Raw genomic sequence first — 26,613 nt, 5'->3', positions numbered from 1 at the left:
CCTGAAATAGCTTGACAGATTAAGTCAAAATAAAAATAGTAAACGTGAGCTATAAATTTGAAAAATTACTCATTTGGCAAAACGCTATGAATTTGGGAGAGGAAGTTTATCAGATCGCAGATAAATCCCCCAAATCCGAAATATATAACCTGACTTCGCAGATTCGGAGAGCAGTGGATTCGATTGCTCTGAACATTGCAGAAGGTTCCATACTTCAATCGAACAAGGAGAACAGCAAATTCTTGGGTTATTCCATACGGTCTATTGCTGAAGTAGTTACTTGCCTTCACAAAGCAAAACGGAGAAAGTACATGGCAGAAGATGTCTTTCAGAACAATTATAAAGCAGCATTTGACTTGATGAATATGATTATTGCATACCGAAAAAAACTACAATGATGATGAAACTCCAGCTTCCTACTCCCAACTTCCAGCTTTCAGGATTATGAAACAACTAACAATCCTATTCACCACTATTTGCCTGCTACTCACGGCATGTAACCCTCCACCCGATGAAGTAACCGTTTACAGCACCGTTGACCAGGTCTTTTCGGAACCTGTATTGAAGGATTTTGAAAGAGAAACCGGCATTAAAGTAAAAGCGGTGTACGATACCGAAGAAACCAAATCCACCGGAGTGATGAACCGGCTGATAGCAGAGAAAAACAATCCCCGGTGCGATGTATTTTGGAGCGGTGACCCGGTGCGCAACGGGGTGCTACAGTCCAAAAGTATCACCGAAGCATATCAATCGGAACAGACCCGTCTCATCCCTGCCCAGTTCAAAGAAAAGGATAACCATTGGATTGGTTTTTCAGCCAGGGCCAGGGTGCTGATCTACAACAAGACGCTTATCTCTCCTGATTCATTGCCCCGGTCTGTTCTCGACTTCACAAAACCCCGCTTCAAAGATCAGTTTGCCATTGCCAACCCCTTGTTCGGCACCACCACTTTCCACATGGCTGCTTTATTTGTGACATTAGGCGATGAGAAAGCCGAACAGTGGGTGAATGATATTAAAGCCAATGGAGTGGTGATAGCTGCCAGCAATGGGGACGTTAAAAAGCGGGTGATGAACGGAGAATTGGCCTTTGGCCTCACCGATACCGATGATGCTTTTGAAGCCAAAAAAGAAAGTGATGAGGTGGATTATATCTTCCTGGATCAACAGGAAAATGGCATTGGGACGCTCATCATGCCCAATGCGCTTAGTCTTATCAAAGGTTCGCCTCAAAATGAAAACGGGAAAAAGCTCATTAACTACCTGCTGACACGGGAAACGGAAACGAAACTGGCCAAATCCTGTGCACAGATGCCGCTGATCAAAGGAACGGAAGTGCCGCAAAATGTTCCTTCATTGGATAACATTCAACCGATGAAAATCGATTACAAAGAGACTTCTGATAAACTGGAAGCAATACAATCTTGGCTAAAAGCATGGACAGAGCAATAGTCAGGCATATTATACGGATGGTTCCTTCACTGCTGCTGTTTCTGCTGCTAGGGTTGCCACTGGTATTACTGCTTCTGCAATGGCTTAGTGGTGAAGATAAGTCAGCGCTTTTGTCTTCCATTAGCAGGGAGACATTGGTTCTTGTTGGCAAAAGCCTGCTGATATCTGGTATAGTGGCTTTGCTTGCCACCTTCACAGGAACGGTATGTGGATTTATTCTCTACAAACTGCGGTTTGCTTTCATCGGCATTTACAAGGTGGCGCTGCTACTGCCTTTACTCATTTCCCCTTATATTTTTGCGGTGGCCTGGAAAGATGGTTTTTTCTGGCTATTTGGAAATAATGCTGCCATCTATTCAGATGCAGGTGTGATCCTGGTACATACCATAGTCTTTTTCCCCTTGGCGATGCTCATTACCGGAAGTGCACTGTCCCAAGTAGATGCCGGTTATGAAGAAGCCGGATTAATGCTGATGCCTTTCAGGAAAATGGTGGTGAAAATTGTCCTCCCCTTGATCCGTCCTGCCTTAACAATCTCGTTCCTGCTCGTCCTGATATTCAGTCTCAGTGACTTTTCAGTTCCTGCTTTCTTTGGCGTGCGCACCTTTACCACTGAGATATTTACCCAGTTTTCTGCCCTGTATAATTTCCCCTTGGCTATCGGGCAATCTGTTTTATTGCTGTTTATATGCCTGTTGCTTATGCTGGCAGAAGCCCGCTACCTTTCAGATGCTCCATTCTTTTCCGTGTCGGTAAAGGGAGGCGTGTCCAAAAAATACAATATCCAGAAGCGGCAAGCCTTGTTTCACGCTTTGCTTTGGTTATTGTTGATAATGGTTTTGCTGATACCTGTCTTTATGCTGGGAATACAGTCGTTGAGCGGAAGAACCTTATTCTTCAGGGAAGCATGGATACTGATGCGTCCGGCTGCCCTGCAATCGGTAAAACTTGCCCTGTCGGGCACCTTATTGCTGACATCTGTTGGCCTCTGGACGGCCTACGCTAAAGACCGTATGGGAAACCGGCTGCCCAATGTATTGCTTTTACTGACTTTTATTGTTCCTTCTACCGTGCTGGGCATCGCCCTGATAAGGTATTATAATCTGCCTGCCATGAATTTTATATATGGCACTACCGCAATTCTGCTGCTTGCCTATCTCGGCAAGTTTGGTTTTATCGCTTCCCGGATCATCGGCAATGGTATCAGGCAAATACCGGTTTCTTTGGAGGAATCAGCCCTTGTGATGGGCATACCTTCCTGGAAAATATTTGTGAAGATCAATCTGCCTTTATTGGTACCATCATTATTTGCCGCATTTGTTCTATCCTTCATTTTAAGCCTGGGAGAGCTGGGGGTTACCATGCTGGTTTATCCTCCCGGTATGGAGCTGATGCCGGTCAAAACATTCACCATCAGCGCCAATGCACCGGAAGCCCTTACCAGCAGCATGACCCTGATCAATCTGGCTGTAACCATAGCATTGATCGCGCTGTTTTTTGTGGCTGGAAAATGGTTGTTCAAAAGATATCAATATGCCTGAGATCATCCTGCAACATATCACCCATTGCTATGGAGATAAAGAAGTGTTGAACAATTTCTCCTATTCTTTTGAGCAAGGGGGAACAACCTGTCTGCTGGGTCCTTCCGGTTGTGGTAAAACTACTGTGCTGCGATTAATTGCCGGTTTGGAGAGGCCTTCCAGCGGGGTGATAAAAATAGACGGAGTTAAAGTAAGCGAAAAGGGTGTCATCCTTATCCCACCTCATCAACGTCAGGTTGGTTTTGTCTTTCAGGATCTGGCGCTTTGGCCGCATTTTTCGGTGTACAAAAACATTGCTTTTGCCTTGAAGGAAAGCAAAGAAGCAAACATCAAAGAAAAAATATTTGAATGGCTCGAATTATTCGGGATAAGCGATAAAGCCAGGAAATACCCGCATCAGCTTTCGGGCGGACAAAAACAAATGGTGGCCATTGCCCGCTCGCTGGTACTGCAACCCAAGATACTCCTGATGGATGAGCCACTAGCCAATATTGATGCTCATTTAAAAGAGCGCATACTTGGGCATTTGAAAGACATTCAGCGACAGCAACAGTTCACTATGCTGTATGTTACACATGACCAGAAAGAAGCCATGAACACAGGTGATTACATAGTGGTCATGAATGCCGGAAAAATAGAGGCTGCCGGATCAAAGGAAGAAGTCAGCCGTTCTTCATCTGAATTTGTAAAATCATTTCTAAAAACTTGAAGAGAGGAATTATGAAAACAACAGTAAATTATTTAATGCCCATAATCGCATCCGTTTTGGTAACGGTTGCATGTGGTAATTCGACATCAAGGCACTCGGAAGAACAAATCCAGGAAATCAATGAACAGGCGCAATTTCCTGATTCCGTAAAACCCACTGAAACAACCCGGTTTGATTTTGAGAATTACACTGCCGGTCAACTGCCGGACGACTGGTCGGAATACTATACCGGATCGGGCGGCACGGAATGGAAAGTGACAGAGGATAATGGAAATAAAGTGCTGGCACAATTGTACAGCGACAATCCCAACAATCATTTTAATATAGTGGTCAATAAAGACATTACGGCAAAAGACATGGTACTTACCGTCCGGCTGAAAGGCGTTACAGGCAACCATGATCAGGGAGGCGGCTTTGTTTGGCGGTTTACGGATAAGAACAACTACTACGTAGTGCGGGCCAATCCGCTCGAAAACAATGTAGTATTATACAAGGTAGAAAACGGTAAACGCACAGACTTGCCGCTGGTGGGTAAAGGAAGGACTTATGGAGTTGATGTTCCGCCAATGGGAAACCGGTGGCATACGCTGAAATTAATTGTAAAAGACGATGTGTTCACGGTATTTCTTGAGGATAAAGAACTTTTCAAAGTGCAGGACAAAACCTTCACAAAAGCCGGTAAAGTGGGTTTCTGGACAAAAGCAGATGCCGTGACGTACTTTGATGATTTTGAAATACAGAAATTTAAATAGACTACTAATTTTTAACATTATAAAAAACATGATATTATGATATTGATCACCAAAATTCAAAGAAGCACCCTGGTTGCCATCACAGTTTGCTTATTGCTGTTTTCTTGTTCTCCAAAGCAAGAGCGTGAGAATGACAAGGAAATGCACGCTCCCTCAGCTGCTCGCAATGCTGAGAAAATAGAACTGGAGTCTCTGGATATTCAGGTCATTGAGAACGCCTTGGGAGGTTTGAAAGGCACCGAAAACAATGGCGAATACAAAGTCACCATCCCGCAAAATGATCTTAAGATCATTGTAGATGGCTTTCAGATCATCCCTCCTATGGGACTGGGAAGCTGGGCGGCCTTTGCCCCGGCAGCACAGGGGGCCATGCTGATGGGTGATGTTGTGGTTACGGAAACTGACCTCTGGCCCGTTCAGCAGGAGGTGATCCGGCAGGGCCTCACTATTACCGCTATTCACAACCATTTTGTCAGAAACCGTCCCAATGTGATGTATATGCACATCGGAGGTATGGGTGATGAAGCAGATTTGGCTGCCAGTGTAAAAGCGGTATTTGATAAGGTGCAGGAAGTGCGCGGAAACAACCCGGCTGATGGTCCCAAGACGGATGTGGAGAATACCCTGGACACTGCAATGATTGCAGATATATTAGGCTATAATGGAAGCATGAACAGGGGTGTGTACAAGGTAGTGATCGGCCGACCGGATGTCAATTTGACCGAGCATGGCGCTCCGGTGAGTACATTCATGGGCTTCAATACCTGGGCAAGCTGGCAGGGAACTCCTGAAAAAGCAGCTGTGGCAGGGGATTTCACGATGCTTGCCGATGAAGTAGCCCCTGTTATCAAAGCTTTGGTAGAAAACGGCATTGAAGTAGTTGCGGTTCACAACCACATGGTGCATGAGGAACCACGAATCTTCTTCTTGCACTATTGGGGTACAGGCCAGGTGGAAAAACTTGCGAGAGGGCTCAGAGCTGCACTTGACCATACACAAAAAAGGAAATGATCTTAATTTGATAAGAAGCAGCCGGGATTTTCCAATCCCGGCAATTAGGTACACTAAAATGGAGATTTTTAATCAACCAACAATAGAAAATAATCTTATAAGGGTAGTTTAGTTTAGTTCCAGTTGGGCCATCTCTTCCCCCATGTGCCTCCAGTAGGTTCATTCCGTTCGTTCGTACCTCACTCTCTTCATTCGCCCACTTCCAGCACCGCATAGCAAGAGTAGCCCGTTATTCCATTCCGCTACGCTACATTCCATACCGTGCCACACTTGCTTTTCCAACGCACTCCCCAACGCAGGTAAAGCGGTGTTCGTCAGTCGTTCCGTTTTGTTCCGCAAAAACATATCTGCAAGGGTAAAATGAACTCCCTTCGGTCGCCCTTGCATATACCGTTCACTTGCCAGGTGTCTTGCGCTCCAGTGGGTGCTCGCCACCTGCCGTTCACTTGTTTTGCTTCACACACTCTCTCCTTCCTCACTCGCAGCTACTTCATCCCCCCAAACCCCATCTAAGGTGTTCGCTACACTCACAATATTTTTTATTGGGGGTCTGTCGCTGCTTATTGTTTTTGCTCGCCTGCGGGTCGCTGCGGGCTGATCGGGCTGTCATGTTTTTTGCAATTTCCCCTGTGCCTACAGTCGCTTCGTTTCAGTCATTCGTTCCTCACTCCTTCAACTCAGCCACTTTCAGCACCGCACACAAGAGTAGCTCCTTCTCTTCACTCCACGAACCAACCCACCGTCATTCCGCAATCTGCCTGCAATCCTTCCTCAATGTATTTGTTGTGCGATAAAAGATAACAAATACAGCCAACACCATTGCAGTCAGTTATTGCTCCATTCCTTCCCCTAAATCGTTTCGTTCCGTTCAGTCGCTACCCTTGCCTTTGCCGACCCGAAAGCAAAAAAACACGCCAGCCCTGCCGTAAACGGTAGGCGTCTGCCGCCCTCATTCTTCGGGCTTTTGCAGCCACCACCCTTGCTCCGCTCGCAGGCGGCTCGCAGAAATGGCTTCGCCTTGGTTTACCTGCGTTTCCCGCTCGGATTCCCACTCCGATTGAAGTATATTCCTCAACTATGAAGCAGTTGTTTGATTACTTCTATTGTTTGATTTTCCCCAGGGATGAAGAGAAAGTTTAAAAGTCAGATACCGATAGTCCTTTATGTGTTAAAATTCTGATTGTGGCATTCATCGGATTAATGGAACTGATGGTAACTATTGCCTCCTGATCTAATAATACTTCAATTTTCCTATCCCTCTTAATGCCCTGATTCCGGAATAATAAATAACTCAAACATATAGCAAAGTTACAGGCATGCGGATGCGAGAGCTGCAAGGGTTCGCTACGCCTGTTTGGAAAAAAAATCTCCACCCTGCGGGTAGTATTTTTTTCCCACAGCCCTTGCTGCAATCGCACCGTCCTGTAGTGCGAGGGCATTATGTTTAAGTTATTATTTAGAGTCCGTTGCGGCAGCCGGTGGTTGCTGGCGGGCGTTCGCACCTCAGGTCTTCCGTTCCATGCAGGCATTCAGCGTTGTGGCATCACAGATTATACGCTACGTGTCTTTTGGTTCGAGTTGTGCCTTTCAGAGCTCCCTTTTTAGGGGGCTCTTTTTTTTACTCGTACAGGGAAAATTTTAAAAAGATGAAAGCAAAGATAGGCGGGTTCGCACATGCCCACCGCACTTTCGGACAGTCAAGGTCAAGCCCTCCGGGTTTTGAAAAAAATCTCCACCCTTCAGGTAGTATTTTTTCCAAAAACCTTGACAGCCGACCCTCACCCGCCTGAAAGACAGCTTTCTCTTTTCTTTTTTTCCCTTTTTTCTTTTCTCTTTTGAAAAAATGTGTGCGAAGCGCAGCGAGCAAAACTTTAATGGCTCACTGTATGAAATCGTTTCGCATCAAAACCCACCGACCAGATGGCAGCTACAATCAGCCGCACTTCTTCATCCTGAACAGAGGACTGAACAGCGGAAAACCGCTCAACCAACCTTGCCCGAATTGCTTTGTCTGCCTTATCGAGAACAAAGAGGACATGGAATTTCTCTACTGGCTCTGCTTCGGATTGTGGAAGTCAAAATCCTTCCATCATTTTCTGAAAGGTTCCGTAATTCCATTCGTGACAATTGATGAAACCCGAAAGCTGATCCGGGAAAGTTCAACTAAGGCAAGCTGTAAAGCCCAGGCATTTCAAAAGGCTATTCATGCCCTACGACTACTCGACACCAATGAGCAAAAAATCAAGGTTGCTTTAAAGACGATTGATACTGCCCGACAAGCCATATTTTATGACTTGATGAAAGATTCAGGCGCAGGATAAATCCTTGACCTGCCAAAAGAACAGGGCAACAAAAGCAAAATAAAGCACATAAACGCAACAACACCAAAGAGAGAACTACCGCCTAATTCTTGAAGTAATTTAGTTGGCGAAGGGCAAATCCATGGTAAGTCCGTGTCAAGTCCAAGCAAATGTTTAACCCCTAAAAAATCGTAAAGAGATGGGAAAAATTAATCAGGGTATTCTCGGTGGTGTATCAGGCCAGGTAGGGAATGTAATCGGTGGAACTTGGAAGGGCATCGATTACCTGCGCATCAAACCTTCCAGTGTAGCGAACCCAAGAACTGAAGGTCAAGTTGACCAGCGTTCTAAGTTCTCAACCGTCTTGCAGTTCTTGCAACCTATGACAGACTTCCTGAGAGTCGGTTTCAAGTTGTATGCTAACAAAATGACCCAGTTCAATGCGGCTATGTCTTACAACCTGAACAATGCGATTACCGGAGCTTATCCAAACTTCATGATTGACTATGCAAATGCATTAGTTACTCGCGGTAATCTAACCGGAGCGTCAAACGGTGCTGCCAGTTCTCCAAGTGCTGGAAACGTGGAAGCAACCTGGACAGACAATTCAGGAAGTGGTAGTGCATTGGCAACAGACAAAGCTCTGATTGCTCTTTTGAATACTACCAGAGGAGAAGCAGTGTTCACCACTGCGGGACCAGCAAGGTCTGCCGGATCAGCGACCATTCCAGTGCCTCCTGAGTACTCAGGAGAAGACGTTGAAGTCTTCTTAGGGTTTGTGTCAGAGGACGGAACTAAAGTCGCTAACAGCGTTTATTTAGGCTCTGTAACAGTTGCGTAAAGCGATTGGTGTTTTCGATAAAAACCGCTTCCTTTGTGGAGCGGTTTTTTTATGTCCGCTCCGCTCTAATTTTCCTTTCTTATCCCTTATTTTGCTAATACTCAGCTGTTTTTGTTGCTAATTCGTTTCTATTACTTTAGCAACACACTGAAATACAGCAAGTTAAAACCAATTCAAATATTTTGTATCGGAAAATAACTAAATATTATAATTTTATGAATACGTGTCAATTACTTCCCTTTACAGATGTACGTTACAAAAAAGTCTTAAGTGAAATAATCCGACCTCCGTCAACCTTTTTGAACAATAAATAATGATTAAAAAAATTCTAAAACTAGTGGGAATAACAATAGGTCTTATCATTGCAGCACTTTTAATAGTTGGGGTAATCTTTGTCAATTTTAGTAAAGAATTTGGAGGAACACCTTCCAAAGAAAAGATAGCTGAATATTCTAAAGAGCAGAACTTTAATCCAAAGGATAAAAAATTTGAAAACCTAATTGAAACGACAATGGATATGGGTTTCCAATCGATGGTTGGAACCATGATCGAGTTCATCAAAGGCAATCCAAACGGACGCCCAAATAAAGCGCTTCCGCTGATTAAAATTGACTCATTACAAGTAGTCGAGAATACTGAGAAAACGCGATTAATCTGGTTTGGACATTCTGCATTCCTGTTGCAATTGGAAGGAAAAAATATTCTGTTAGACCCTATGCTCGGGAATGTACCAGCTCCCCATCCAATGCTAGGCGGAAAGCGTTATTCTAAAGAATTACCAATAGAAATTGAAAAATTACCAACGATAGATGCCATTATTATTTCTCACGATCATTACGATCACTTGGATTATGGATCGATTCAAAAGTTAAAATCCAAAACAAAAGCCTTTTACGTTCCTTTAGGTGTTGGTGCGCATTTCGAAGCGTGGGGAGTAGACCCGTCAATGATTCATGAGATGAATTGGTGGGATGAAACGAAATTGGAAAACATTCAATTGGCCTTTACTCCAAGCCGACACTTCTCGGGTAGAGGAGTCACCAATCGAAACTCTACACTCTGGGGCAGTTGGGTAATCATCGGGAAAGAAGATACGTTATACTTTAGTGGAGATAGCGGTTATGGTGATCACTTTAAAGCCATTGGCGACAAATACGGCCCGTTCGATTTTGCGATGATGGAGTGTGGACAATACAATGAAAAATGGGCTCAAATCCACATGATGCCTGAACAAACAGCACAAGCAGGCCTAGATGTGAAAGCAAAAAAAATAATGCCGATCCATTGGGGAGCATTTACCTTAGCCCTCCACGATTGGACAGATCCTGCAAGACGAGTAACTGCTGCAGCTGAAAAGCTTAAACTCGAAGTTATTGTTCCCAAAATTGGAGAATCCATTTGGTTGGAAGATTTAAAAGTCAGTAATAGCAATTGGTGGAAGGAATTGATATAATCGTTCATAAGAAAGTCCTACCTTTATGGAAATAAAAAATTATCATGAAGAATAATCCAAATACCTTAATCACAGCAGGAGCACTGATGATAGCTGTAAGTCAAATCATTGCACACTATTTCAATATTCCAGATTTGATCAATGGTGGTTTAATGGGAATTGGCATCGGACTTTTAACGGTTGCATTAATTTCGAAAAGAAAAAAGGCGATTATTAAGTAAAAAACTTAACTCCTCTTTTTCTTTAAGTCCAAATAATCAATGTAATAAAGCACCTTAATTGAGAAATTATTCAATTGTGGTGATTTCAACAACTGCTCTACTTCTTGGAGGTAGTTAATGTCCAGAGGTTCTCCTTGCTCTAAAATAATATTTTTCCAAACCAAAGAAATTTCACTTCCAGGAGCAAATCGCCAGTTATAAGCCAAATCAATATTAAAGGCATTGAAACTAATGTCGTGAATCGATTTGCCATTGTCCTTGAAGCCTTCATAATCAGTGGGCAATAGTTCACCATTTCCCGGATCAACTCGATTAAAACGGTCGTAAACAGCTGTTGACCAATAGTGACGCAGCGTCAAATTAAGCGCCATTCGATTGTTGAATATGTAATTTCCAGTAACAGAACTTTCATACTCTTTCACATCTCTTCGCCCAAAAATGATGGAGTCATTTTTATTGGACACAAAACCCATTTCATTGTTTCGAGCGCCCCAATTGTGCTCCAACACAAAAAACAGCTTATCATTTGGTCGGAACCGTGGAGAAATTTCATAATAGGTGTTGTATCGACTTTGCTCATCAAAAACACGCTGTGAGGTGCTAACATCCAATGCAAAAGGTCGACTGTAATCACTAGAGAAAAAACCGCCATAAGTAAAGTTGGTCGGATAGCGATAAGATTGATCAAATGTTCGAGTTTCAAAAAAGTCATTCGTTTCAACTGGTTCCAATGAAAAATTCAAACTGATGGCATGGAAACTTCGCAATGAATAAACGGTGAAGTAACTCAATGCAAAATTCATAAAGTCATCTTGACGATAGGACCGCGTATAGAATACTTCAAAATCATGGCGAGCAGAATTGAAAATGGAAAAAGGCTCATAGATTGCATAGCGTGCAAACAGGTATGAATTCTTGACATTATTGATATTCAAAAATCCCAAATCATTGGGGTCATAATCGTCAGTAATGTTTTCTTGAGACAATTTCAATTTAAAGTTTCCACTGATTTTTTCAGCGGCTGCTTGCCACTTATAGCCACTTTTTGTACCAAAAGTATTCAGCACATGGCTCATTCCTGCTTGCCCTGAAATGGCATACATGTTTTTTTTGTTGGCCAATTTAAAATCCAATTGAGAAACATTTGCATCTCGCGCTGAACCTTCACGAGCAACATTGGTATTGGTCAATGTGATGAAAGAATTCTTGCGCAAAACTTGATCAAACACCAACACATTGTAATTCGTCAATGGATTCACTTCCACCGTTCGTTGAGCCTTACTAATGGTGTCTTCAAGTGTTGCATACACTCGGTTCTCCACAGCATTAAACACACCTATACCCAATCCTTTCTTGTTGCGCCCCGAAACTTTGGTTGCATTTAATAATTTGCTCTGCGCAGGCAACTCGGTTAACTGTTCGTCCACTTCCAATTCATTAGAAATGCTTCTTGCAAACAATGGTCGACCTCCTACTCTTCTCGAATAAAAAATACCGGCTTTATTGAACAGCTCCAATCCTTCTGTAAAAAATTGTCGGTTTTCATTGAACTCCACTTCAAATTGTGATAAGTTTAAAATTTGATTGTCGAATCGAGTTTGTCCAAAATCAGGAATCAGCGTCATGTCTAATGTAAATGCATCGCTAATGCCATACTTTACATCCATTCCTCCATTGACGGATTCAGAAGTTCGATTGTCTGCTGAGCTGTGCTCCAAATAAGCAGATGCATACGGAAAAAAGGACAAGCGAACAGGTGGCTGTATGTTCTCAATTCCATTCACCAAACCGGTTTGAGTTAATAAGCCATCAATCGCCGGATCTACAAAATTCCAATACGAACGTTCTCGATTTCGTCTGATTTCTCGACCAAAGTTCACTCCCCATTGCTGTTTTTCCACTTCAGGAAATCGCAAAGCAGAATACGGAATCCGCATTTCCACCGTCCATCCTTTGTCGTCTATGTTGGTGGCTGATTCCCAAACGGCATCCCAAGCCACACTTTCGTTATCTGCTGAATATTTGGTATCGATTTGCACTCCTGCTGGCGTTACGATAAAGCCATCTCCATTGATTCCATCTTGGTAATTATTAAAAATCACCATAAAAAAATCAGCGTTTCCAATGTCGTCTCTTTCGGTTAGGAAATTATTGATGCTATCGGGATTGTCATATAAACGAGCAGCAATATAAACGGCTTGATCGTCATAAATTAGTTGAACTTCCGTTTCACCTGTTGGCTTTTTCTTGGGTTTCGGGTTGGTTTGTAAAAACCCAGAAACCTTTGGTTGATTGACCCAGGCTTCATCGTCTAACTTTCCATCGATTTTCGGTGGGACATCAGTTGAAACCACAAACAATTGATTGGTTGTAATTTGATTCTTCTGCGCAAAACCATTGCCTTGAAAAAGAAAAATAAAAACTAAAAAAACAGTAATGTATTTAATCAATATTGAAGTGCTTTGAAGTTAATTTGATTCATCCAACTAACCGACTGAACGGCTGCAAATATAATGAACTGCAACTCATTCTTTCAAGCGTATTTTAACACCTCTTATTTCTATTTCAAAAACAGTTAATTTTACTGCATGGAAGAAGCATCAAAAGATCAACTCAAAAACCTGCAAAACTTTTTCAAGCAACGAAATAAGCAAAATGAAGGTGTCAATAATGAAGTCATTGACCATGTTGGCAAATTTTTATCTGAGGTAGATGCTTCCAAATTATCGCAAGAAGATAAAATTCAGAACAACAAAATAGTGAATGCCCTAGGTCATTTCATTGCAAAAAACAGTCAAAAATGGGTCATCAAAAGTCAAGCGCTGAATGGCAGAGATTTTGTCTTGGAGCAGCCAAAATCTAAATTATCAGTCCTTGATACCGAAACATTCAAGGACCTAGAAACACTTCAGAGTGTTATTTCTAAAGAGATTGATGCCTCCAAATTAATAGTCATCCTTGAATCCTCTCGTGCTTCTATTGATGCCGAACAATTAAATAGTTTATCAGTTTCAAAACAAGCTAGCGCTTGGTTATTCAATATCGAAAGCGGGTTAATTAAACAACTAAACAATAAACCTTGAGCATAAGAAAAGATCGATATTTTAAATTAGTCTATCAATACTTACTCAGCTTTCTTCTAGTATTGATTATTTCCTTCATCGCTTATCTTTTCGATGATGTCATAGGCTATCGAATCATTGCCTTTATATTGCTGCTTTGTGTGTCGATTCTTGCAATGATTTTTGATATTCTTCCGGTATTGCTAACGGCTTTACTTAGTGCTCTTTTGTGGAACTTCTGTTTTATTCCACCAAAATTTACTTTTCACATCGGAAACCCTGAAGATGGATTGCTCTTTTTGATGTATTTTGTTATTGCGACCATAAATGCGGTACTGACCTTTAAAATTAAAGAGTTTGAACGAAAAGCTAGGGATAAAGAGGAAAGTGAGAAAAGCATCAAATTGTACAATACATTGTTAAATTCTCTCTCCCATGAACTGCGAACTCCCATTGCTACCATTATTGGATCTATCGATACAATTAGAGAACACAGCGATCAATTGAGCGAACAGAATATAAATCAATTGTACATAGAGATTGAACAAGCTAGTCTTCGACTCAATGATCAGGTGGAAAACTTATTAAATATGAGCAGGTTGGAGTCAGGTCTTTTAAAACCCAAGTTAGACTGGACAGATTTAAACGAGGTCGTTTACAAAGCCATTCAACTGAACAAAGAAAAATCAGCAGCTCATCAGATAGAGTTTGATCCTAAAGCCGATTTTCCGCTTTACAGAACAGATCAATTCTTTATGGAACAGATCATCCATAATTTGTTAAAAAATGCGATGACTTATACGCCTGAAAATTCAACCATCAAAATCAAATTGGATCAATCAGCAGATGGCTTTATTCTTAACTTTTCTGATAATGGTCCAGGATTCCCAAAAGCCGAGGAGAAAAATGTATTTAATAAATTTTATAGGTTATCCAACTCAAAAGCAGGAGGTACGGGATTGGGTTTATCCATTGTAAAAGGATTTTCAGAAGCACTGGCAGGAAAAGTAGAATTATCCGAAATTGATTCTTCTATGGGTGCACATTTCATAATTACGATCCCAAGCGAATCGATTTCATCAAATAATTTAGAACATGAATAATGCTAAGATATTAGTTATAGACGACGAACCTCAAATTCAAAAGCTATTACAAATCAACTTGGAAAGCAACCAATACAAAGTGATTGAAGCATACTCTGGGAAAGAGGGTATATTGTTAGCAGCGAGTCATCAACCTGATTTGATCTTATTGGATTTAGGACTTCCAGACATCTCAGGGCACCATACTCTAATTGATTTAAGGACATGGTTTACTAAGCCAATTATTATGTTATCCGTGCAAAATGCTGAAGAAGATATTGTAAAAGCTTTAGACAATGGTGCTACTGACTACTTAACCAAACCTTTTAGAACAGGCGAGCTCTTGGCCCGAATTAGAGTAGCGATTCGAGATAATCAGTCAGAGAACAAAAACTCGACTATTTTAATAGGATCGCTTAGAATTGAATTGACTGCAAGATTGGTTTACAAAAATGATGCACTTGTAAAATTAACCACTACCGAATACAACTTACTGGTATTGCTTGCCAGAAATGAAAATAAAATCCTTACGCACAATTACTTGCTTAGAGAAGTTTGGGGGAAACAGTATGAGAATGAAACGCAGTATTTAAGAGTATTTGTTGCTTCCTTACGAAAGAAAATAGAAGTTAACCCCAACTTACCTCAACACATTATCACAGAAAGTGGCATCGGGTACCGTTTCCAATAACTTTCTTTATAAAATCTTTATATTCTCTCCACTTTTCTTGATTTTTTAAGCTCTTCTCCTTGCTCAACTTTGTAGTATCAAAAAATTACAACTATGAAGTGGGACTTTTTTTATGATGGTGAGGAAGATCAAAAAGACATTCATTCGTTTAAAGAATGGAAAAAAGAAATCAATCACTTACTCCTTCCCTTCTTTATTTTTCTCGCACTCATTTTTGTTCTAATCATCTTGTTATTTTAATTCACACCCTTAAAAAATGAAACTACCCAAAGTAGACGATTCTCGAAATAAAAATGTATTTCTAAAATTAATCTCCCACTACAGAAAATTCCAACACAACCTCTCTCCTCAACAGAATTTACTATTCGGTTTTCTCTCCTACACACTCATCGGTTGTTTACTACTGTCAATTCCTTTAGTACAAAAACAATCCACCTCGCTCATTGACAATTTATTCATAGCCACCTCAGCCATCTCCACTACAGGACTTGTTACGGTCAGTATTTTTGATTCATACAATTGGGTAGGACAACTCATCATTCTACTACTTTTTCAGATCGGTGGTGTGGGTTACATGACTTTTACAACTTACCTTCTGTTAGCCAAGAGTGCTAATATTACTAGTTGGCACAGAAGAGTAATTGCTACTGAGTTTACTATGCCGAAAGGATTCAGTGTTAAAGATTTCTTAAAATCAGTGATCCTGTTTACAATTATCATAGAATCTATTGGGGCAGTATGCTTTTACATTGCTTTTAAAAATGAAGGGGTGGAAACAACATTTGCCGTTTGGAGCAGTATCTTCCACAGTGTGTCAGCTTTTTGCACTGCAGGATTTGGACTCTATAATGATAGCTTTGAGCAATTTGCCGACAATGGATATATCAATGCCATTATATCAGTACTTGCAATTTCTGGATCGTTAGGATTTATAGTTGTGACTGATCTCTGGAATCGAATTTCAAAAAACAGTAAAAAAATTACTTTTACTACCAAGGTCATCTTTTTGGTAACAACCATATTACTTCTTGCAGGTACAGCAATTATTTATTTCATTGAGCCAAGTATGGCTAATTATTCAGGAAATGATAAACTCATGATTGCCTTCTTTCAGTCAATGTCTGCGCTAACTACTGTTGGTTTCAATACCGTTTCAATTGGGCAATTTAGCAGCTCAGCTCTTCTAATTATCATTTTCTTAATGTATGTTGGAGCATCCCCATCCGGAACAGGAGGTGGAATGAAATCGACTACCTTAACCGCGCTTATCGCCATTATGTGGAGTCGAATTAGAGGTAATAAAAGAGTGACCTTTTTAGGTCGGAAAATACCTTTAGAGCGCATGTTTGTAGCTACCTCTATTTTTATTCTATACGCATCAGTGATATTTATCGCTACATTTTTATTAACTTTTACAGAAGAAGTAGAGTTTGAGCGTATCCTTTTTGAAACGACCTCTGCAATTGGCACAGTTGGATTAAGCACTGGAATAACTGGAGACTTATCATTTTTTGGTAAAATGGTAATTATTGCGGTAATGTTTGTAGGAAGATTGGGCTTACTAACTTTTGGGCTAGCGATACTAGCAAGAAGAAAAAATGAAATTACAACACAATATGAAGAAGACCTTGCGATATAACCTAATCATACTATTTACATTATGTTTCAACTCCTTATTTGCTCAAACCGACAGCAGTTGGGCCAAAAAGCCAACCATCAATTTTGGAGGTTTCGTAGATGCATTTTATGTGTACGATTTTAATGAACCTGCCGATAGTAAGCGACAACCGTTTCTTTTTAATCACAACCGACACAATGAGTTTAACATCAACTTGGCATTATTCGAAGTGAAAGTGAGTCATGAAAAGTACCGAGCCAACATCGGATTACAAGCCGGAACCTATCCACAAGACAATTATGCGGCAGAAGCCAGTGTATTTCGAAATGTATTTCAGGCCAATGTTGGAATCAGCTTGAATAAGAAAAATAACCTCTGGCTTGATGCTGGGTTGTTTCCATCCAACTTGGGTTTTGAAAGTGCCATTTCTATGGATAATTTAACATTAATGCGTTCATTGGCTGCTGAGAATTCGCCTTATTTTTTAACGGGCGCTAAACTGACTTACAACCCCTCTTCTAAACTAGAATTGGCCGCCTTGATTTCTAATGGATGGCAACGCATCGAGCGATTAGAAGCCAACTCCATTCCTTCTTTTGGAACACAAGTCAATTATCAGTTGACAGATAAAATCAATATCAATTGGAGCACTTTTATAGGGTCTGAATATCCGGACACCACCAGAAGAATGCGCTATTTCAATAACTTTTATGGCATTTTTGAGTTGTCTGATAAATGGAAAATGATAGCCGGAGTGGATATTGGATTAGAGCAAGCAGGGAAAGAAAGCGATAGATATTACAATTGGTTTGCGCCTACTTTAATTGTTCAATACAAATGGAATAAACAATGGAGCACTTCATTCAGAGCAGAATACTTCTTGGATGAAGCGGAAGTTATTCTACCACAAGCGGATCCAAACGGTGTTGGCATTTGGGGAACCTCTCTCAACTTAGATTACACACCCAATAAAATGGTGGCTTGCAGAATAGAAGGGCGCTACCTAGAAAATAAAGACTCCGACTTTAATGTGTTGACCTCTTCGCCTTATACTTCGTTTTCTATTGCTGCTTCTTTGGCGGTGAAGTTTGGGAAGTAGGAGGAATGTAAGTCTACTTCAATTGGGTTGCAAATGGACTGCAAGTCCATTCGGCTGATATTTAAAGCAGAATGCTCCGCAGGCGTTTGCAACCCTGCGGAAATTAGAAGCAGAATTTTGTTTATTAATTAGTTATATTTAAGTATCAAACAAGGTGTAAAACATACTATTAAAGAGAATAAGTCCTACTATTTAACAATGACAATTGTTGAGTGGGTTGATATATTTAGCCGTAAAGAGCAACGAGATATAATAATAAACTCATTGAGTTATTGTATAAAATCAAAAGGATTGAATGTATACGCCTATTGTATTATGACGAACCACATTCATCTCGTAGTTAACTGCAATCAACCATTTGAACTAAAAGATACTATTAGAGATTTTAAAAAATTTACATCAAAACAGATAATATCAGAGATAAAAAATGGAACAGAAAGCAGAAAAGAATGGTTATTGACTATTTTTAGAAAAGCGGGATCGGATGATCCTAAAAATAAAATATATAAGGTTTGGAAAAGCGGCAATCATGCAATTGAATTGTACAGTGAGAAATTTACATGGGAAAAAGTAAATTACATTCATCAAAACCCTGTGAGAGCCGGATGGGTCAAAAATCAAGAAGATTGGTTGTACTCTTCAGCTCCAAACTACGCAGAAACAGAAATAATTTTACTGAATGAATTAGTATGTTTAACACAAATGGTAAAGACTACTAATTAAATAAGTTGGTAGAAAAAATATTCCGCAGGGTTGCAAACCACTGCGGAGCATCCTGCTTAAAATAACCTCTTATGAAATCAGGGAACGGGAGCTTTCTACTTAAAAGAACATCCTACAAAACTGGGGGAACGGGAGCTTTCTACTTAAAAGAACATCCTACAAAACTGGTTGGTTGTACTCTTCAGCTCCAAACTACGCAGAAGCAGAAATAATTTTACTGAATGAATTAGTATGTTTAACTCAAATGGTAATGACTACTAATTAAATAAGTTGGTAGAAAAAATATTCCGCAGGGTTGCAAACCACTGCGGAGCATCCTGCTTAAAATTACATATTGTGAAATCATGGAACGTGAGCTTTCCGCATAAAAAAACATCCTGCGAAACTGGAAGAACTAGCACTTTTGTTATAGCTCATGTAAGAGCCAGTTTTTTATTTCTAGCTCAGTGACGAATTCCAATTTACCATCCTTTTCTTTTAATATTACAAACTCTATAAAATAGTGTCTAGGGTCTACGTTTGGATAAACCCTTAAACTAACACTTAATAATTTTTCTTCTTTTATTCTTTCAGGTATTTGATTGTATTGTTTAAACACTTTTTTAGCTTTTTGAAAAGCAGTTGAAATAGCAAGACCAAAAATGTAGATAGCAAGGCAATAGCCGAATAGAGCAGAACTAACTATGACAGTAAATGGGTCTTCGTCAAATCCTTTTGTTAGGTACAAAGCCACAGCGATTAAAATTCCAATGCTGAAAAATAATATTGTGCAAAATTTTAGGCAATAGATTCCAATAACTCTATTGAGCTTAAAGTACTGCCAAAAGGATATTGAAAGTATCGGCATCTGATTAATTGACTCTAAGGTTTGACAAAATGCATTCTATCTAATTCTAATTCAGTCAAAACTAACTAAAAACTATTCTTCATTATTTTGGATGGCAGAAATAATGCTTTAAAAATGAGAACGCTTAGGCAGTGGACTTAAAGTCTGATTATATTAGGGTGCAAACGGATCGCTAGTAGGGTCGAACTGAGGTAGCATCAGTTTTTATTCTTTTAAAAACGTGTAGGTTGTCACTATAATACCATCTCCACTTCCACCTGCAACTGAATTGAGCTTGTATCCTTTTATTACTAAAGAATTCAAATGTTGATTTATCATTTTCAGATTACCACTTAAATTATTTACTTTAAGTTTCTCTAAATCAACTTTCTCTTGAGTGCCATCCGGATAAACTGTCGTCATGCTGTTATCCACCATGCCACTCACTGCTTCAGTTGTCCGCACAGTTAAAATACCGGGGGAATTTTCAGTAACAGAGAAAGCATATGTGAATAAAGAGGTAGCAATAACGATCGTTATTAGCATTAATTTTTTCTGAAATGTATTCATCGGATTGATTTTAAAGTTATTCGTTTGATGTTTCGTTTTTTAATTAATGTAAACATTTAAATATGACACACCCTCCAAAGGCGGACAGGCTCTGCGTCATATCCATATTATAATTCAGCCTAAATTAACCAAAAACATCCAAATATTCATTTTACTCTACTGACTGCTAGAAATATACTTCAAAAGTCTAGTATGCAACACCAACACTTTCCAATTTCCACCTATAAAATTAATCGAATTCGATCAATTCCCTTTTAGACGAAGTTCAATTATGGTCAGTATATTTATGCCCTAAATCAGTTTAATGTCGGTTTTAGATTATTCCAAACGTACTTACGGATTAGATGTTTTTCGAGCGGTGGCGATACTCCTCGTCGTGCACGGGCACGCCATTGGGATGCTCGAATATACTTTCTTAGATGGTTTTCCGTGGATTAAATTGATTGATGGGGTGGAGTTTTTCTTTGTCTTGAGTGGATTTCTAATCGGTTCCATCCTCATCAAAGAAGTGGCCAAAAGTGAGTTCAAATTTAGTCCTTCTCAATTGTACACTTTTTGGAAAAGACGTTGGTTTAGAACCTTGCCAACTTATTATTTAATACTTCTTGCTAATTATTTGGTGGTAAAACTGGAAGTCATTCCAGGTGATATTTCTCAATTCAATTGGAAATTCCTCTTCTTCTTACATAACTTTTCAAGTCCTTTTTACGATTTCTTTTGGGAGTCCTGGAGTTTATCCATCGAAGAGTGGTTCTACATTTTTCTACCATTTTTATTACTCCTCATTCTAAAGTTGCTGCCATCCCGCAAAGGAATTTTAACCGTCATCATCATTATGTTGGTGGTTCCCCTCCTCTACCGTTTCGCTCATGCTGATTTGGTATTGGACGATTTTTGGAGAGATGTCACTTTTAGAAAAGTAGTATTAATGCGATTAGATGCCATTATGTATGGCGTGTTAGCAGCTTACATCAAGTTTTATTATTTGGATTCTTGGAAAAAATACGCTCCTCCATTGTTCATTTGGGGCATCATTTTGGCCTTAACCATCCCTTACTTTAATTTCCCCAATTGGTTTTCAAACACACTAGGATTTAACTTAGTCGCTATTTCTGCCACTCTTTTATTACCATTAGCTGATGGCTACAAATCATTCAAAACAAACATTGGAAAAGCAGTCACCCACATCAGTTTGATTTCATACTCCATGTATTTGATCAACTTGGGATTAGTCTCAGTAGTCATCAGTACTAACTTCCCAATTAAAGAAAACGCCACAGATGGTTTGATCAAATATGGTATTTATTGGGTGATAGTGGTTGTGGTTTCTAGTTTGATTTATAAATACTTCGAATTGCCATTCACCAACTTACGGGATAAGAAATTCTTTAAATAGTGAAATTTCTTGTTGCTAAATCGACGAAATAGTTTAAATTGAGTCGAATTTAAAAACCACTTAAAATGAGTTCATCCACCGTTATTCTTCAAGCTAACTTCAATCCAAAAATAAAATCCTACATCCTTTTCGTTGGTGTATTGTTATTAACAGTGACTATATTCGGAATTCCATTGATTTTAATCTGGTTATTGGGTTTAGGACAATTTGTAAGTAGAAAGTTCTATGACAACCTATCTTGTCAGCTGACTTCTCATCACTTGGAGTTTAAGAAAGGTGCCTTTTTCAAAATAGAAAAAACCATTCCATTGGAAAATATTCAAGACTTGACTTTTATTCAGAACCCTATCCTCAACTTATTGGACTTAAAAATACTAAAAGTAGAAACTGCCGGAAATGCGCAAGCTCATGGATCAGACATGAAATTGGTGGGAATCATAGATGCGGAAAACTTTAAAAAACAAGTGTTGCTGCAACGTGAATACCTGCAAACTGGTCGTCAATCTTCCTCTAATGTGACAAGCGATCAACCAGATTGGAAAGCGACTAATGATTTATTGCGTGAGATTCGGGACCTCTTAAAAACGAAAACAACTAATTAATGAAATCAACGTTTTTATCCAAACCAACGCTTTTGAGAAACATCCTGATTATCCTATTTACTTTTTCCACGTCCCTAACTTTTGCTCAATTATCCTTGGATACCAACACCACTTACCAAGAAATGGTGAAGGAATATTTAATCGGACCTACCTCAGGAATCATTGTGAATGCCGTTCAATATCAAGGTCATCGAAAATCGATTGCAGGCTTCAATGATCCAAGCAATTACGCCATCATTTCCAAAGGAGTCGCGATCAGTACAGGAAATGTGTTTGATGCCATCGGCCCCAACGATTCTGATCATAAAGGAGAAAGCAGCAGTGGATTAAGCGATGAGGATTTAGAACTTTTGGGAAACGGAAAAAGCTATGATGCTGCCATATTGATCATCGATTTTATTCCGACTTCCAATTCATTTTCATTTGATTACTTCTTTGCTTCTGAAGAATACCCTGAGTTTATCAATAAAGGAGTGAATGACGTTTTCGCATTTATTGTAAAACGAGTAGGAGATTCCGTTGGTCGGAATTTGGCCGTTTTTGAAAATGCGGCTATTCCCATTTCTGTGGATCAAATCAATGCACAAAAAAACAATCATTTATACATTGCCAATTCTTTTTGGGACCCCAAAGACATCAATAAATGGAAAGATGACCGAGCAAGAGGCGAACGTTCATTGCAGTATCAATTTGATGGATTTACCCGTTTGATCCATGTGAAAACAAAAGTGATTCCCGGCGAACGGTATCAAATTAAAATAGCCATTGCAGACATTGGCGATCGAATCTATGACTCGGCAGTTTTCTTAAAAGCCGGCTCTTTGAAAAGCGATGGAGAAAAATTAGAAGGCATAGAATACTTAAAGTTGATCGCTGAAAATATAACCTGGGAAAACTCCCCTGCATTTAAAAAAGTGAATGAAGACTGCTTTGCAATCAGCGCAAGAATCAATTACCACACTGATGAATACCATCTGAGAGCTGACATGCGCCCCATGCTCAACAAACTAGTTTCCTTATTGCAAGCCGATGATCGAATCCGACTAAAAGTAATTGGACATACCGACAACACAGCAAGTGCTGAGTACAACAAAACACTTTCTACCAAGCGGGCAAATGTGATTTACAATTACTTGATTTCGTCAGGTATTGCTCCAAATCGATTGTCGTTTGAAGGGAAAGGGGATACTTCACCAGTTGTTCCGAACTCATCAGAATCTAATCGTTTAGAAAATAGAAGAGTGGAATTTCAATTGCGGTTGAATTAAATATCGTCGTAAGAAACAATCACTCCTGCAGACTTTGGTCGAGTGCAACAGGTCAAAATAAAACCTTCTGCTATTTCTTCATCATCCAATCCAAAGCTTTCGCCCATTTCGGTTTCTCCTCTTGTCACTAAAGCCTTGCATGTGGTACAAACCCCAGACTGGCAAGAGTATGGAGGATCTATCCCATGACGATCAGCTGCTTCTAAAATAGTTTCTCCTTTTTGAAGAATTAGTTTATGCTCTACACCATCTAAAATGGCAGTCACTTCATTGACTTCACCTTCATAAACGGTCTCTTTGCCTTCGTCAACTGCAGAATTAGTAAAATGCTCAATGTGGATGGCATTAGAATCAATTCCTGCACTTTTCAATGCTTCATCCGTTACCTCAATCATTCCTTCAGGACCGCAAATGAAATACATTTTAGCCGCAGCGTGTTGTTGCTCTTCTGCCGCTATTGCACTTACAATTTCAGGAGTGATCCGCGTATTGTTTCTTCCGCCATCTATCGCTCCTTGGCTAATAATATACTGTAACGATAATCGACCGGAATATTTAGTGCTTAAGGTTTGCAATTCATCATAAAAGATAATGTCTTCGATTTTTCGATTTCCATACACCAAATGAACGGTGCTTCTTGGTTCGTCTTCCAAGGCCGTTTTTAAAATCGAAATTATAGGTGTAATTCCACTTCCTGCTGCAAAAAGCACATACCGATTGCCTCTAATAGCGTCTGTATCCAACACAAAATTACCGTCAGGCAACATCACATCCATGGTATCACCCACATTTACGTGGTCGTATAAATAATGAGACATTTTTCCATTTTCTACTTTCTTAGAGGTCACTTTCAGAAAAGAATCAATCGAAGGTGATGAAGACAACGAATATGATCGCCTTACTGATTCTCCATTGATGTCGGCCTTGATGGTTAAGTACTGACCTGCTTTGTATTTAAAATCTTGTTTTTGATCTGATGGAATTTCAAATACAATTGAAACAGCGTCTTTGGTTTCTTTAATTACTTCTTTGACTACTAGCTGACGAAAATGCTTACTCATATATTACTATTTTTACGTCCGTAAAGATACTATTTGTAATCACCTAATTCCAATTGATTTTGGGAGTTTATTCTAATTTAACAATACAACCAATGCGAGTTATTTTAATTTTCATACTTCTGATTTCACCTTTTTATAGTTCAGCTCAAGGTCTACTAGATGGCTATATGAAAGAAAAAGGAAACCTAGACCTTGCGCTTTCAGGTTCCTATGAATCAGGTAAAGACTTTTACCGTGGGAAGGAATTGTCCACCTTAAAAAGAGATATTTCTGCTATAAGTATATTTACTGCTTATGGCATTACCAATTCAATTGATTTTGTGGCTTCTTTGCCTTACATTTCAAATGGCGGAAATGAGGCAGGGCTTCAAGATGCTTCCTTTTTTGTACGTGCTAAGCTTTTTGAAACAGAGATCAAGTCGGTAAAAGCTCGATTTATGCTGGGTGCTGGATATCAATTTCCTGTTTCTGATTACGCAACAGAAAGCGCCTTCTCAATCGGGCAACAAGCAGAATCGAAAGAAATTCGAGGAATCCTGCAACTTGAAAAAGGAAACTACTTTTTGATGTTAAAAGGCGGATATAGCTTTAGAAATGATCCCAATACGGATGCCATTCCATTGGTTGCCAAAGTTGGTATCGCTAAAGAAACCTTTTACGCCGACATTTTCTTAGATTACCTAAACGCACAAGGAGGTAGCGATTATGCAATAGGAAAGCCTCGCCCTGTATTTCAAGAATTAGGCGTGAGCTTTCTTAGAGTTGGTGGGAACTTTTACAAGCCATTCACTAAACATATAGGCGGAGTTGTCGGAGCAGCCTATACTTTGGATGGTCGAAATATTGGCAAGACTGTTCGTGTTTCATTGGGCGTGGTGGTGAAGTTGTAACTACTCCTTCACTTCCACTCCTTTCCAAAAAGCAACATACCCTTCTATTTGTTTAGCACCTTCTTTCGTTTGGGGATAATACCATGCCGCATCTTTATTTTCTTTCCCATCAACTGTTAGGGTGTAATAAGACGCAGTGCCCTTCCATGGACACACTGTATGTGTCTCTGTCGGTTTGAAAAATTTAGACTGAATACTACTTGCCGGAAAATATTGATTCCCTTCTATATTAATCGTCTCCTTGCTTTCTGCCAAAACTTGGCCGTTCCATATTGCTTTCATAGACTTCTATTTTTTTCGCCAAAGCGTATCTGTAAATAAGTGTTTGCAGTCGTAGTAGTTTTTCTCCACTTTAAATCCTGATCGTTCTGCTAGTTGTTCAACTTCTTTAATGCTGTATTTCTGAGATATTTCCATATCAATGGGCTCTCCCTCTTCAAAATGCAGTTGTAAATCAATGGAACTAATGCAAACCGTTTGTTCTCTTTTACTGATCAAATAGCTTTTTGTGGCGCCACTTACTGGATCATAAATGGGGAAATGTTCAAAATTGAAAATATCAAAATCTCCACCTAACTCTTGGTTAATTCGATTCAATAGATTCAAATTAAAGGCTCGAGTTATTCCATTTTTATCATTGTAAGCTGCAAGAATCACATTTGGATCTTTTTTCAAATCCACCCCCATCAAGAATAAATCATCTTCATTCATCCGATCAGACAGTTGCGTCAAGAAATCTGGAGCATTGCTCTTCGTAAAATTTCCAATATTGGAACCTAAAAACAAAATCACCTTTCGGATATTGTTCGATTTTAAATCTTCCAATGCACTGAAGTAGTCTTTTGCGATGGGTCTAACTTTTAAAGCAGGCAACTCTTCTGCTAAGCTGCTCTCTAACTGCTCCAAGGCCGAACTTGAAATATCAATGGGCATGTATTCAAAATCAATTCCACTTTCCAATAAAAACCGCAAAAGCACTTTGGTTTTGTAGCCATCTCCTGCTCCAAATTCGATCAACTGAAATGGAGATTGCGCCAACTTCATATCGGCCACCATTTTCTCTTTTTGCATAGAGAATATTTCGTATTCTGCCGCAGTTAAATAGTATTCATCCATCTTCATAATGGATTGAAACAACTCGTCGCCTCGCTCATTATAAAAATACTTGGAATACATTTTTTTGGGTGTCTGAGACATCCCTTCTATTAAATCAGCTGCAAACTGTTTCTTGAAATTTACTTGTTGCTCGCTTTCTACTTGTTCTGTGTCCATTAAATTTAAGTTGTTGTCGTTTTTTATAAAGATTTTGCCAATCGGAAACCATTAAATAACCACCGCAATTGAGGGTGGAAGAAGTTCCGATAAGTTATCCTGAAATGATCTTTTGGAGTGGCAATTGAACCACCTCGAAGTACCATTTGATTAATCATAAACTTGCCATTGTA

27 protein-coding genes and 1 pseudogene are annotated in these 26,613 nt (G+C 39.6%); 20 read left to right on the top strand and 8 right to left on the bottom strand.

All coding sequences use genetic code 11. The features are described 5' to 3' along the window. Nucleotides 1-44 precede the first annotated feature (44 nt). The 6 genes from ACTB0X_RS15335 to ACTB0X_RS15310 are packed head-to-tail and all read left to right on the top strand — an operon-like array spanning nt 45 to nt 5,465. Nucleotides 45-398 carry a four helix bundle protein gene (locus ACTB0X_RS15335; RefSeq protein WP_463025924.1) on the top strand — a complete coding sequence of 118 codons (354 nt, stop codon included), beginning with the start codon at nt 45-47 and terminating at the stop codon, nt 396-398. Between the two features lie 46 nt (nt 399-444). Further along, entirely contained in the window at nt 445-1,452 is a 1,008-nt protein-coding gene (locus tag ACTB0X_RS15330) for an extracellular solute-binding protein (protein WP_339676749.1), read from the top strand. Next, entirely contained in the window at nt 1,437-2,993 is a 1,557-nt protein-coding gene (locus ACTB0X_RS15325) for an ABC transporter permease (protein WP_339676748.1), read from the top strand. Before ACTB0X_RS15330 ends, ACTB0X_RS15325 begins: the two co-directional genes overlap by 16 nt. After that, nucleotides 2,986-3,702 (top strand): ABC transporter ATP-binding protein, encoded by a 717-nt coding sequence (locus ACTB0X_RS15320; RefSeq protein WP_149393319.1) that lies wholly within the window; start codon nt 2,986-2,988, stop codon nt 3,700-3,702. Before ACTB0X_RS15325 ends, ACTB0X_RS15320 begins: the two co-directional genes overlap by 8 nt. Nucleotides 3,703-3,713: 11 nt before the next feature. Continuing rightward, nucleotides 3,714-4,454 (top strand): hypothetical protein, encoded by a 741-nt coding sequence (locus tag ACTB0X_RS15315; RefSeq protein WP_339676744.1) that lies wholly within the window; start codon nt 3,714-3,716, stop codon nt 4,452-4,454. Nucleotides 4,455-4,490: 36 nt separating this feature from the next. Continuing rightward, entirely contained in the window at nt 4,491-5,465 is a 975-nt protein-coding gene (locus ACTB0X_RS15310; RefSeq protein ID WP_339676742.1) for a DUF1259 domain-containing protein, read from the top strand. A 159-nt stretch (nt 5,466-5,624) separates the two neighbouring features. On the opposite strand, the gene ACTB0X_RS15305 is transcribed toward ACTB0X_RS15310, so the two are convergent. After that, complete coding sequence (locus ACTB0X_RS15305) at nt 5,625-5,810, bottom strand: hypothetical protein (RefSeq protein ID WP_339697618.1); 186 nt, start codon at nt 5,808-5,810, stop codon at nt 5,625-5,627. A 1,541-nt stretch (nt 5,811-7,351) separates the two neighbouring features. On the opposite strand from ACTB0X_RS15305, the gene ACTB0X_RS15300 reads away from it, so the two are divergent. The 4 genes from ACTB0X_RS15300 (at nt 7,352) to ACTB0X_RS15285 (ending at nt 10,280) form a co-directional block, all read left to right on the top strand. Continuing rightward, nucleotides 7,352-7,786 carry a DUF6943 family protein gene (locus ACTB0X_RS15300; RefSeq protein WP_149393321.1) on the top strand — a complete coding sequence of 145 codons (435 nt, stop codon included), beginning with the start codon at nt 7,352-7,354 and terminating at the stop codon, nt 7,784-7,786. 178 nt (nt 7,787-7,964) lie between these two features. After that, a complete protein-coding gene (locus ACTB0X_RS15295) occupies nt 7,965-8,606 on the top strand; it encodes a DUF6266 family protein (protein WP_272987509.1) in 642 nt (213 codons plus the stop codon). A gap of 313 nt (nt 8,607-8,919) precedes the next feature. After that, nucleotides 8,920-10,059: an MBL fold metallo-hydrolase gene (locus ACTB0X_RS15290; RefSeq protein WP_463025923.1), complete on the top strand. Its 1,140-nt coding sequence runs from the start codon at nt 8,920-8,922 to the stop codon at nt 10,057-10,059. Nucleotides 10,060-10,103: 44 nt separating this feature from the next. Beyond that, nucleotides 10,104-10,280, top strand: coding sequence for a hypothetical protein (locus tag ACTB0X_RS15285; protein ID WP_463025922.1), 177 nt, complete (start codon nt 10,104-10,106; stop codon nt 10,278-10,280). 5 nt (nt 10,281-10,285) lie between these two features. Here the strand turns inward: ACTB0X_RS15285 and ACTB0X_RS15280 are convergent, their stop codons facing one another. Beyond that, complete coding sequence (locus ACTB0X_RS15280; RefSeq protein ID WP_463025921.1) at nt 10,286-12,730, bottom strand: DUF5916 domain-containing protein; 2,445 nt, start codon at nt 12,728-12,730, stop codon at nt 10,286-10,288. Nucleotides 12,731-12,868: 138 nt separating this feature from the next. Between ACTB0X_RS15280 and ACTB0X_RS15275 the strand changes: the two genes are divergently transcribed. The 6 genes from ACTB0X_RS15275 (at nt 12,869) to ACTB0X_RS15250 (ending at nt 18,555) form a co-directional block, all read left to right on the top strand. Continuing rightward, a complete protein-coding gene (locus tag ACTB0X_RS15275; RefSeq protein ID WP_463025920.1) occupies nt 12,869-13,363 on the top strand; it encodes a hypothetical protein in 495 nt (164 codons plus the stop codon). Further along, the gene (locus ACTB0X_RS15270) at nt 13,360-14,445 is read left to right on the top strand and encodes a sensor histidine kinase (protein WP_463025919.1); all 1,086 of its coding nucleotides are present in this window, start codon (nt 13,360-13,362) and stop codon (nt 14,443-14,445) included. The genes ACTB0X_RS15275 and ACTB0X_RS15270 overlap by 4 nt, the downstream gene beginning before the upstream one ends. After that, entirely contained in the window at nt 14,438-15,115 is a 678-nt protein-coding gene (locus tag ACTB0X_RS15265) for a response regulator (RefSeq protein WP_463025918.1), read from the top strand. The genes ACTB0X_RS15270 and ACTB0X_RS15265 overlap by 8 nt, the downstream gene beginning before the upstream one ends. 256 nt (nt 15,116-15,371) lie before the next feature. Then, entirely contained in the window at nt 15,372-16,754 is a 1,383-nt protein-coding gene (locus ACTB0X_RS15260) for a TrkH family potassium uptake protein (RefSeq protein ID WP_463025917.1), read from the top strand. Further along, the gene (locus tag ACTB0X_RS15255; RefSeq protein ID WP_463025916.1) at nt 16,732-17,832 is read left to right on the top strand and encodes a porin; all 1,101 of its coding nucleotides are present in this window, start codon (nt 16,732-16,734) and stop codon (nt 17,830-17,832) included. Before ACTB0X_RS15260 ends, ACTB0X_RS15255 begins: the two co-directional genes overlap by 23 nt. 144 nt (nt 17,833-17,976) lie before the next feature. Then, entirely contained in the window at nt 17,977-18,555 is a 579-nt protein-coding gene (locus ACTB0X_RS15250) for an REP-associated tyrosine transposase (RefSeq protein ID WP_463025994.1), read from the top strand. A gap of 406 nt (nt 18,556-18,961) precedes the next feature. Here ACTB0X_RS15250 and ACTB0X_RS15245 read toward each other — a convergent pair whose 3' ends face one another. Then, complete coding sequence (locus ACTB0X_RS15245) at nt 18,962-19,282, bottom strand: hypothetical protein (protein WP_463025915.1); 321 nt, start codon at nt 19,280-19,282, stop codon at nt 18,962-18,964. Between the two features lie 324 nt (nt 19,283-19,606). Beyond that, a complete protein-coding gene (locus ACTB0X_RS15240) occupies nt 19,607-19,927 on the bottom strand; it encodes a hypothetical protein (RefSeq protein ID WP_463025914.1) in 321 nt (106 codons plus the stop codon). A 328-nt stretch (nt 19,928-20,255) separates the two neighbouring features. Between ACTB0X_RS15240 and ACTB0X_RS15235 the strand changes: the two genes are divergently transcribed. The 3 genes from ACTB0X_RS15235 (at nt 20,256) to ACTB0X_RS15225 (ending at nt 23,217) form a co-directional block, all read left to right on the top strand. Continuing rightward, a complete protein-coding gene (locus tag ACTB0X_RS15235; protein ID WP_463025913.1) occupies nt 20,256-21,347 on the top strand; it encodes an acyltransferase family protein in 1,092 nt (363 codons plus the stop codon). Nucleotides 21,348-21,412: 65 nt separating this feature from the next. Next, entirely contained in the window at nt 21,413-21,949 is a 537-nt protein-coding gene (locus ACTB0X_RS15230) for a PH domain-containing protein (RefSeq protein WP_463025912.1), read from the top strand. Continuing rightward, nucleotides 21,949-23,217: a choice-of-anchor L domain-containing protein gene (locus ACTB0X_RS15225; protein WP_463025911.1), complete on the top strand. Its 1,269-nt coding sequence runs from the start codon at nt 21,949-21,951 to the stop codon at nt 23,215-23,217. The genes ACTB0X_RS15230 and ACTB0X_RS15225 overlap by 1 nt, the downstream gene beginning before the upstream one ends. Here ACTB0X_RS15225 and ACTB0X_RS15220 read toward each other — a convergent pair. Continuing rightward, nucleotides 23,214-24,278 (bottom strand): 2Fe-2S iron-sulfur cluster-binding protein, encoded by a 1,065-nt coding sequence (locus tag ACTB0X_RS15220; protein WP_463025910.1) that lies wholly within the window; start codon nt 24,276-24,278, stop codon nt 23,214-23,216. The two genes, ACTB0X_RS15225 and ACTB0X_RS15220, sit on opposite strands and share 4 nt — an antisense overlap. 92 nt (nt 24,279-24,370) lie before the next feature. On the opposite strand from ACTB0X_RS15220, the gene ACTB0X_RS15215 reads away from it, so the two are divergent. Next, nucleotides 24,371-25,168 (top strand): hypothetical protein, encoded by a 798-nt coding sequence (locus ACTB0X_RS15215; RefSeq protein WP_463025909.1) that lies wholly within the window; start codon nt 24,371-24,373, stop codon nt 25,166-25,168. Here ACTB0X_RS15215 and ACTB0X_RS15210 read toward each other — a convergent pair whose 3' ends face one another. The 3 genes and pseudogenes from ACTB0X_RS15210 to ACTB0X_RS15200 all read right to left on the bottom strand — a co-directional run. Continuing rightward, nucleotides 25,169-25,450, bottom strand: coding sequence for a DUF427 domain-containing protein (locus ACTB0X_RS15210; protein WP_463025908.1), 282 nt, complete (start codon nt 25,448-25,450; stop codon nt 25,169-25,171). It lies immediately after the preceding gene. Between the two features lie 6 nt (nt 25,451-25,456). Next, nucleotides 25,457-26,440 carry an L-histidine N(alpha)-methyltransferase gene (gene egtD, locus ACTB0X_RS15205; RefSeq protein WP_463025907.1) on the bottom strand — a complete coding sequence of 328 codons (984 nt, stop codon included), beginning with the start codon at nt 26,438-26,440 and terminating at the stop codon, nt 25,457-25,459. 23 nt (nt 26,441-26,463) lie between these two features. Further along, nucleotides 26,464-26,613 (bottom strand): annotated as a pseudogene (locus ACTB0X_RS15200) (ergothioneine biosynthesis protein EgtB); the annotation flags it as partial.

The organism is Acidiluteibacter sp., from assembly GCF_055129545.1.
The sequence above is the reverse complement of the archived record's forward strand: the minus strand, read 5'-3'. Positions and strand labels throughout refer to the sequence as shown.

What these genes read in the sequence shown, in the direction of transcription:
- ACTB0X_RS15260 (WP_463025917.1), top strand. Translation starts at nt 15,372, where the DNA reads ATGAAACTACCCAAAGTAGACGATTCTCGAAATAAAAATGTATTTCTA.
- ACTB0X_RS15330 (WP_339676749.1), top strand. Translation starts at nt 445, where the DNA reads ATGAAACAACTAACAATCCTATTCACCACTATTTGCCTGCTACTCACG.
- ACTB0X_RS15275 (WP_463025920.1), top strand. Translation starts at nt 12,869, where the DNA reads ATGGAAGAAGCATCAAAAGATCAACTCAAAAACCTGCAAAACTTTTTC.
- ACTB0X_RS15230 (WP_463025912.1), top strand. Translation starts at nt 21,413, where the DNA reads ATGAGTTCATCCACCGTTATTCTTCAAGCTAACTTCAATCCAAAAATA.
- ACTB0X_RS15225 (WP_463025911.1), top strand. Translation starts at nt 21,949, where the DNA reads ATGAAATCAACGTTTTTATCCAAACCAACGCTTTTGAGAAACATCCTG.
- ACTB0X_RS15315 (WP_339676744.1), top strand. Translation starts at nt 3,714, where the DNA reads ATGAAAACAACAGTAAATTATTTAATGCCCATAATCGCATCCGTTTTG.
- egtD (WP_463025907.1), bottom strand. Translation starts at nt 26,440, where the DNA reads ATGGACACAGAACAAGTAGAAAGCGAGCAACAAGTAAATTTCAAGAAA.
- ACTB0X_RS15255 (WP_463025916.1), top strand. Translation starts at nt 16,732, where the DNA reads ATGAAGAAGACCTTGCGATATAACCTAATCATACTATTTACATTATGT.
- ACTB0X_RS15320 (WP_149393319.1), top strand. Translation starts at nt 2,986, where the DNA reads ATGCCTGAGATCATCCTGCAACATATCACCCATTGCTATGGAGATAAA.
- ACTB0X_RS15210 (WP_463025908.1), bottom strand. Translation starts at nt 25,450, where the DNA reads ATGAAAGCAATATGGAACGGCCAAGTTTTGGCAGAAAGCAAGGAGACG.
- ACTB0X_RS15220 (WP_463025910.1), bottom strand. Translation starts at nt 24,278, where the DNA reads ATGAGTAAGCATTTTCGTCAGCTAGTAGTCAAAGAAGTAATTAAAGAA.
- ACTB0X_RS15285 (WP_463025922.1), top strand. Translation starts at nt 10,104, where the DNA reads ATGAAGAATAATCCAAATACCTTAATCACAGCAGGAGCACTGATGATA.
- ACTB0X_RS15235 (WP_463025913.1), top strand. Translation starts at nt 20,256, where the DNA reads ATGTCGGTTTTAGATTATTCCAAACGTACTTACGGATTAGATGTTTTT.
- ACTB0X_RS15310 (WP_339676742.1), top strand. Translation starts at nt 4,491, where the DNA reads ATGATATTGATCACCAAAATTCAAAGAAGCACCCTGGTTGCCATCACA.
- ACTB0X_RS15300 (WP_149393321.1), top strand. Translation starts at nt 7,352, where the DNA reads ATGAAATCGTTTCGCATCAAAACCCACCGACCAGATGGCAGCTACAAT.
- ACTB0X_RS15295 (WP_272987509.1), top strand. Translation starts at nt 7,965, where the DNA reads ATGGGAAAAATTAATCAGGGTATTCTCGGTGGTGTATCAGGCCAGGTA.
- ACTB0X_RS15325 (WP_339676748.1), top strand. Translation starts at nt 1,437, where the DNA reads ATGGACAGAGCAATAGTCAGGCATATTATACGGATGGTTCCTTCACTG.
- ACTB0X_RS15290 (WP_463025923.1), top strand. Translation starts at nt 8,920, where the DNA reads ATGATTAAAAAAATTCTAAAACTAGTGGGAATAACAATAGGTCTTATC.
- ACTB0X_RS15305 (WP_339697618.1), bottom strand. Translation starts at nt 5,810, where the DNA reads ATGTTTTTGCGGAACAAAACGGAACGACTGACGAACACCGCTTTACCT.
- ACTB0X_RS15240 (WP_463025914.1), bottom strand. Translation starts at nt 19,927, where the DNA reads ATGCTAATAACGATCGTTATTGCTACCTCTTTATTCACATATGCTTTC.
- ACTB0X_RS15265 (WP_463025918.1), top strand. Translation starts at nt 14,438, where the DNA reads ATGAATAATGCTAAGATATTAGTTATAGACGACGAACCTCAAATTCAA.
- ACTB0X_RS15215 (WP_463025909.1), top strand. Translation starts at nt 24,371, where the DNA reads ATGCGAGTTATTTTAATTTTCATACTTCTGATTTCACCTTTTTATAGT.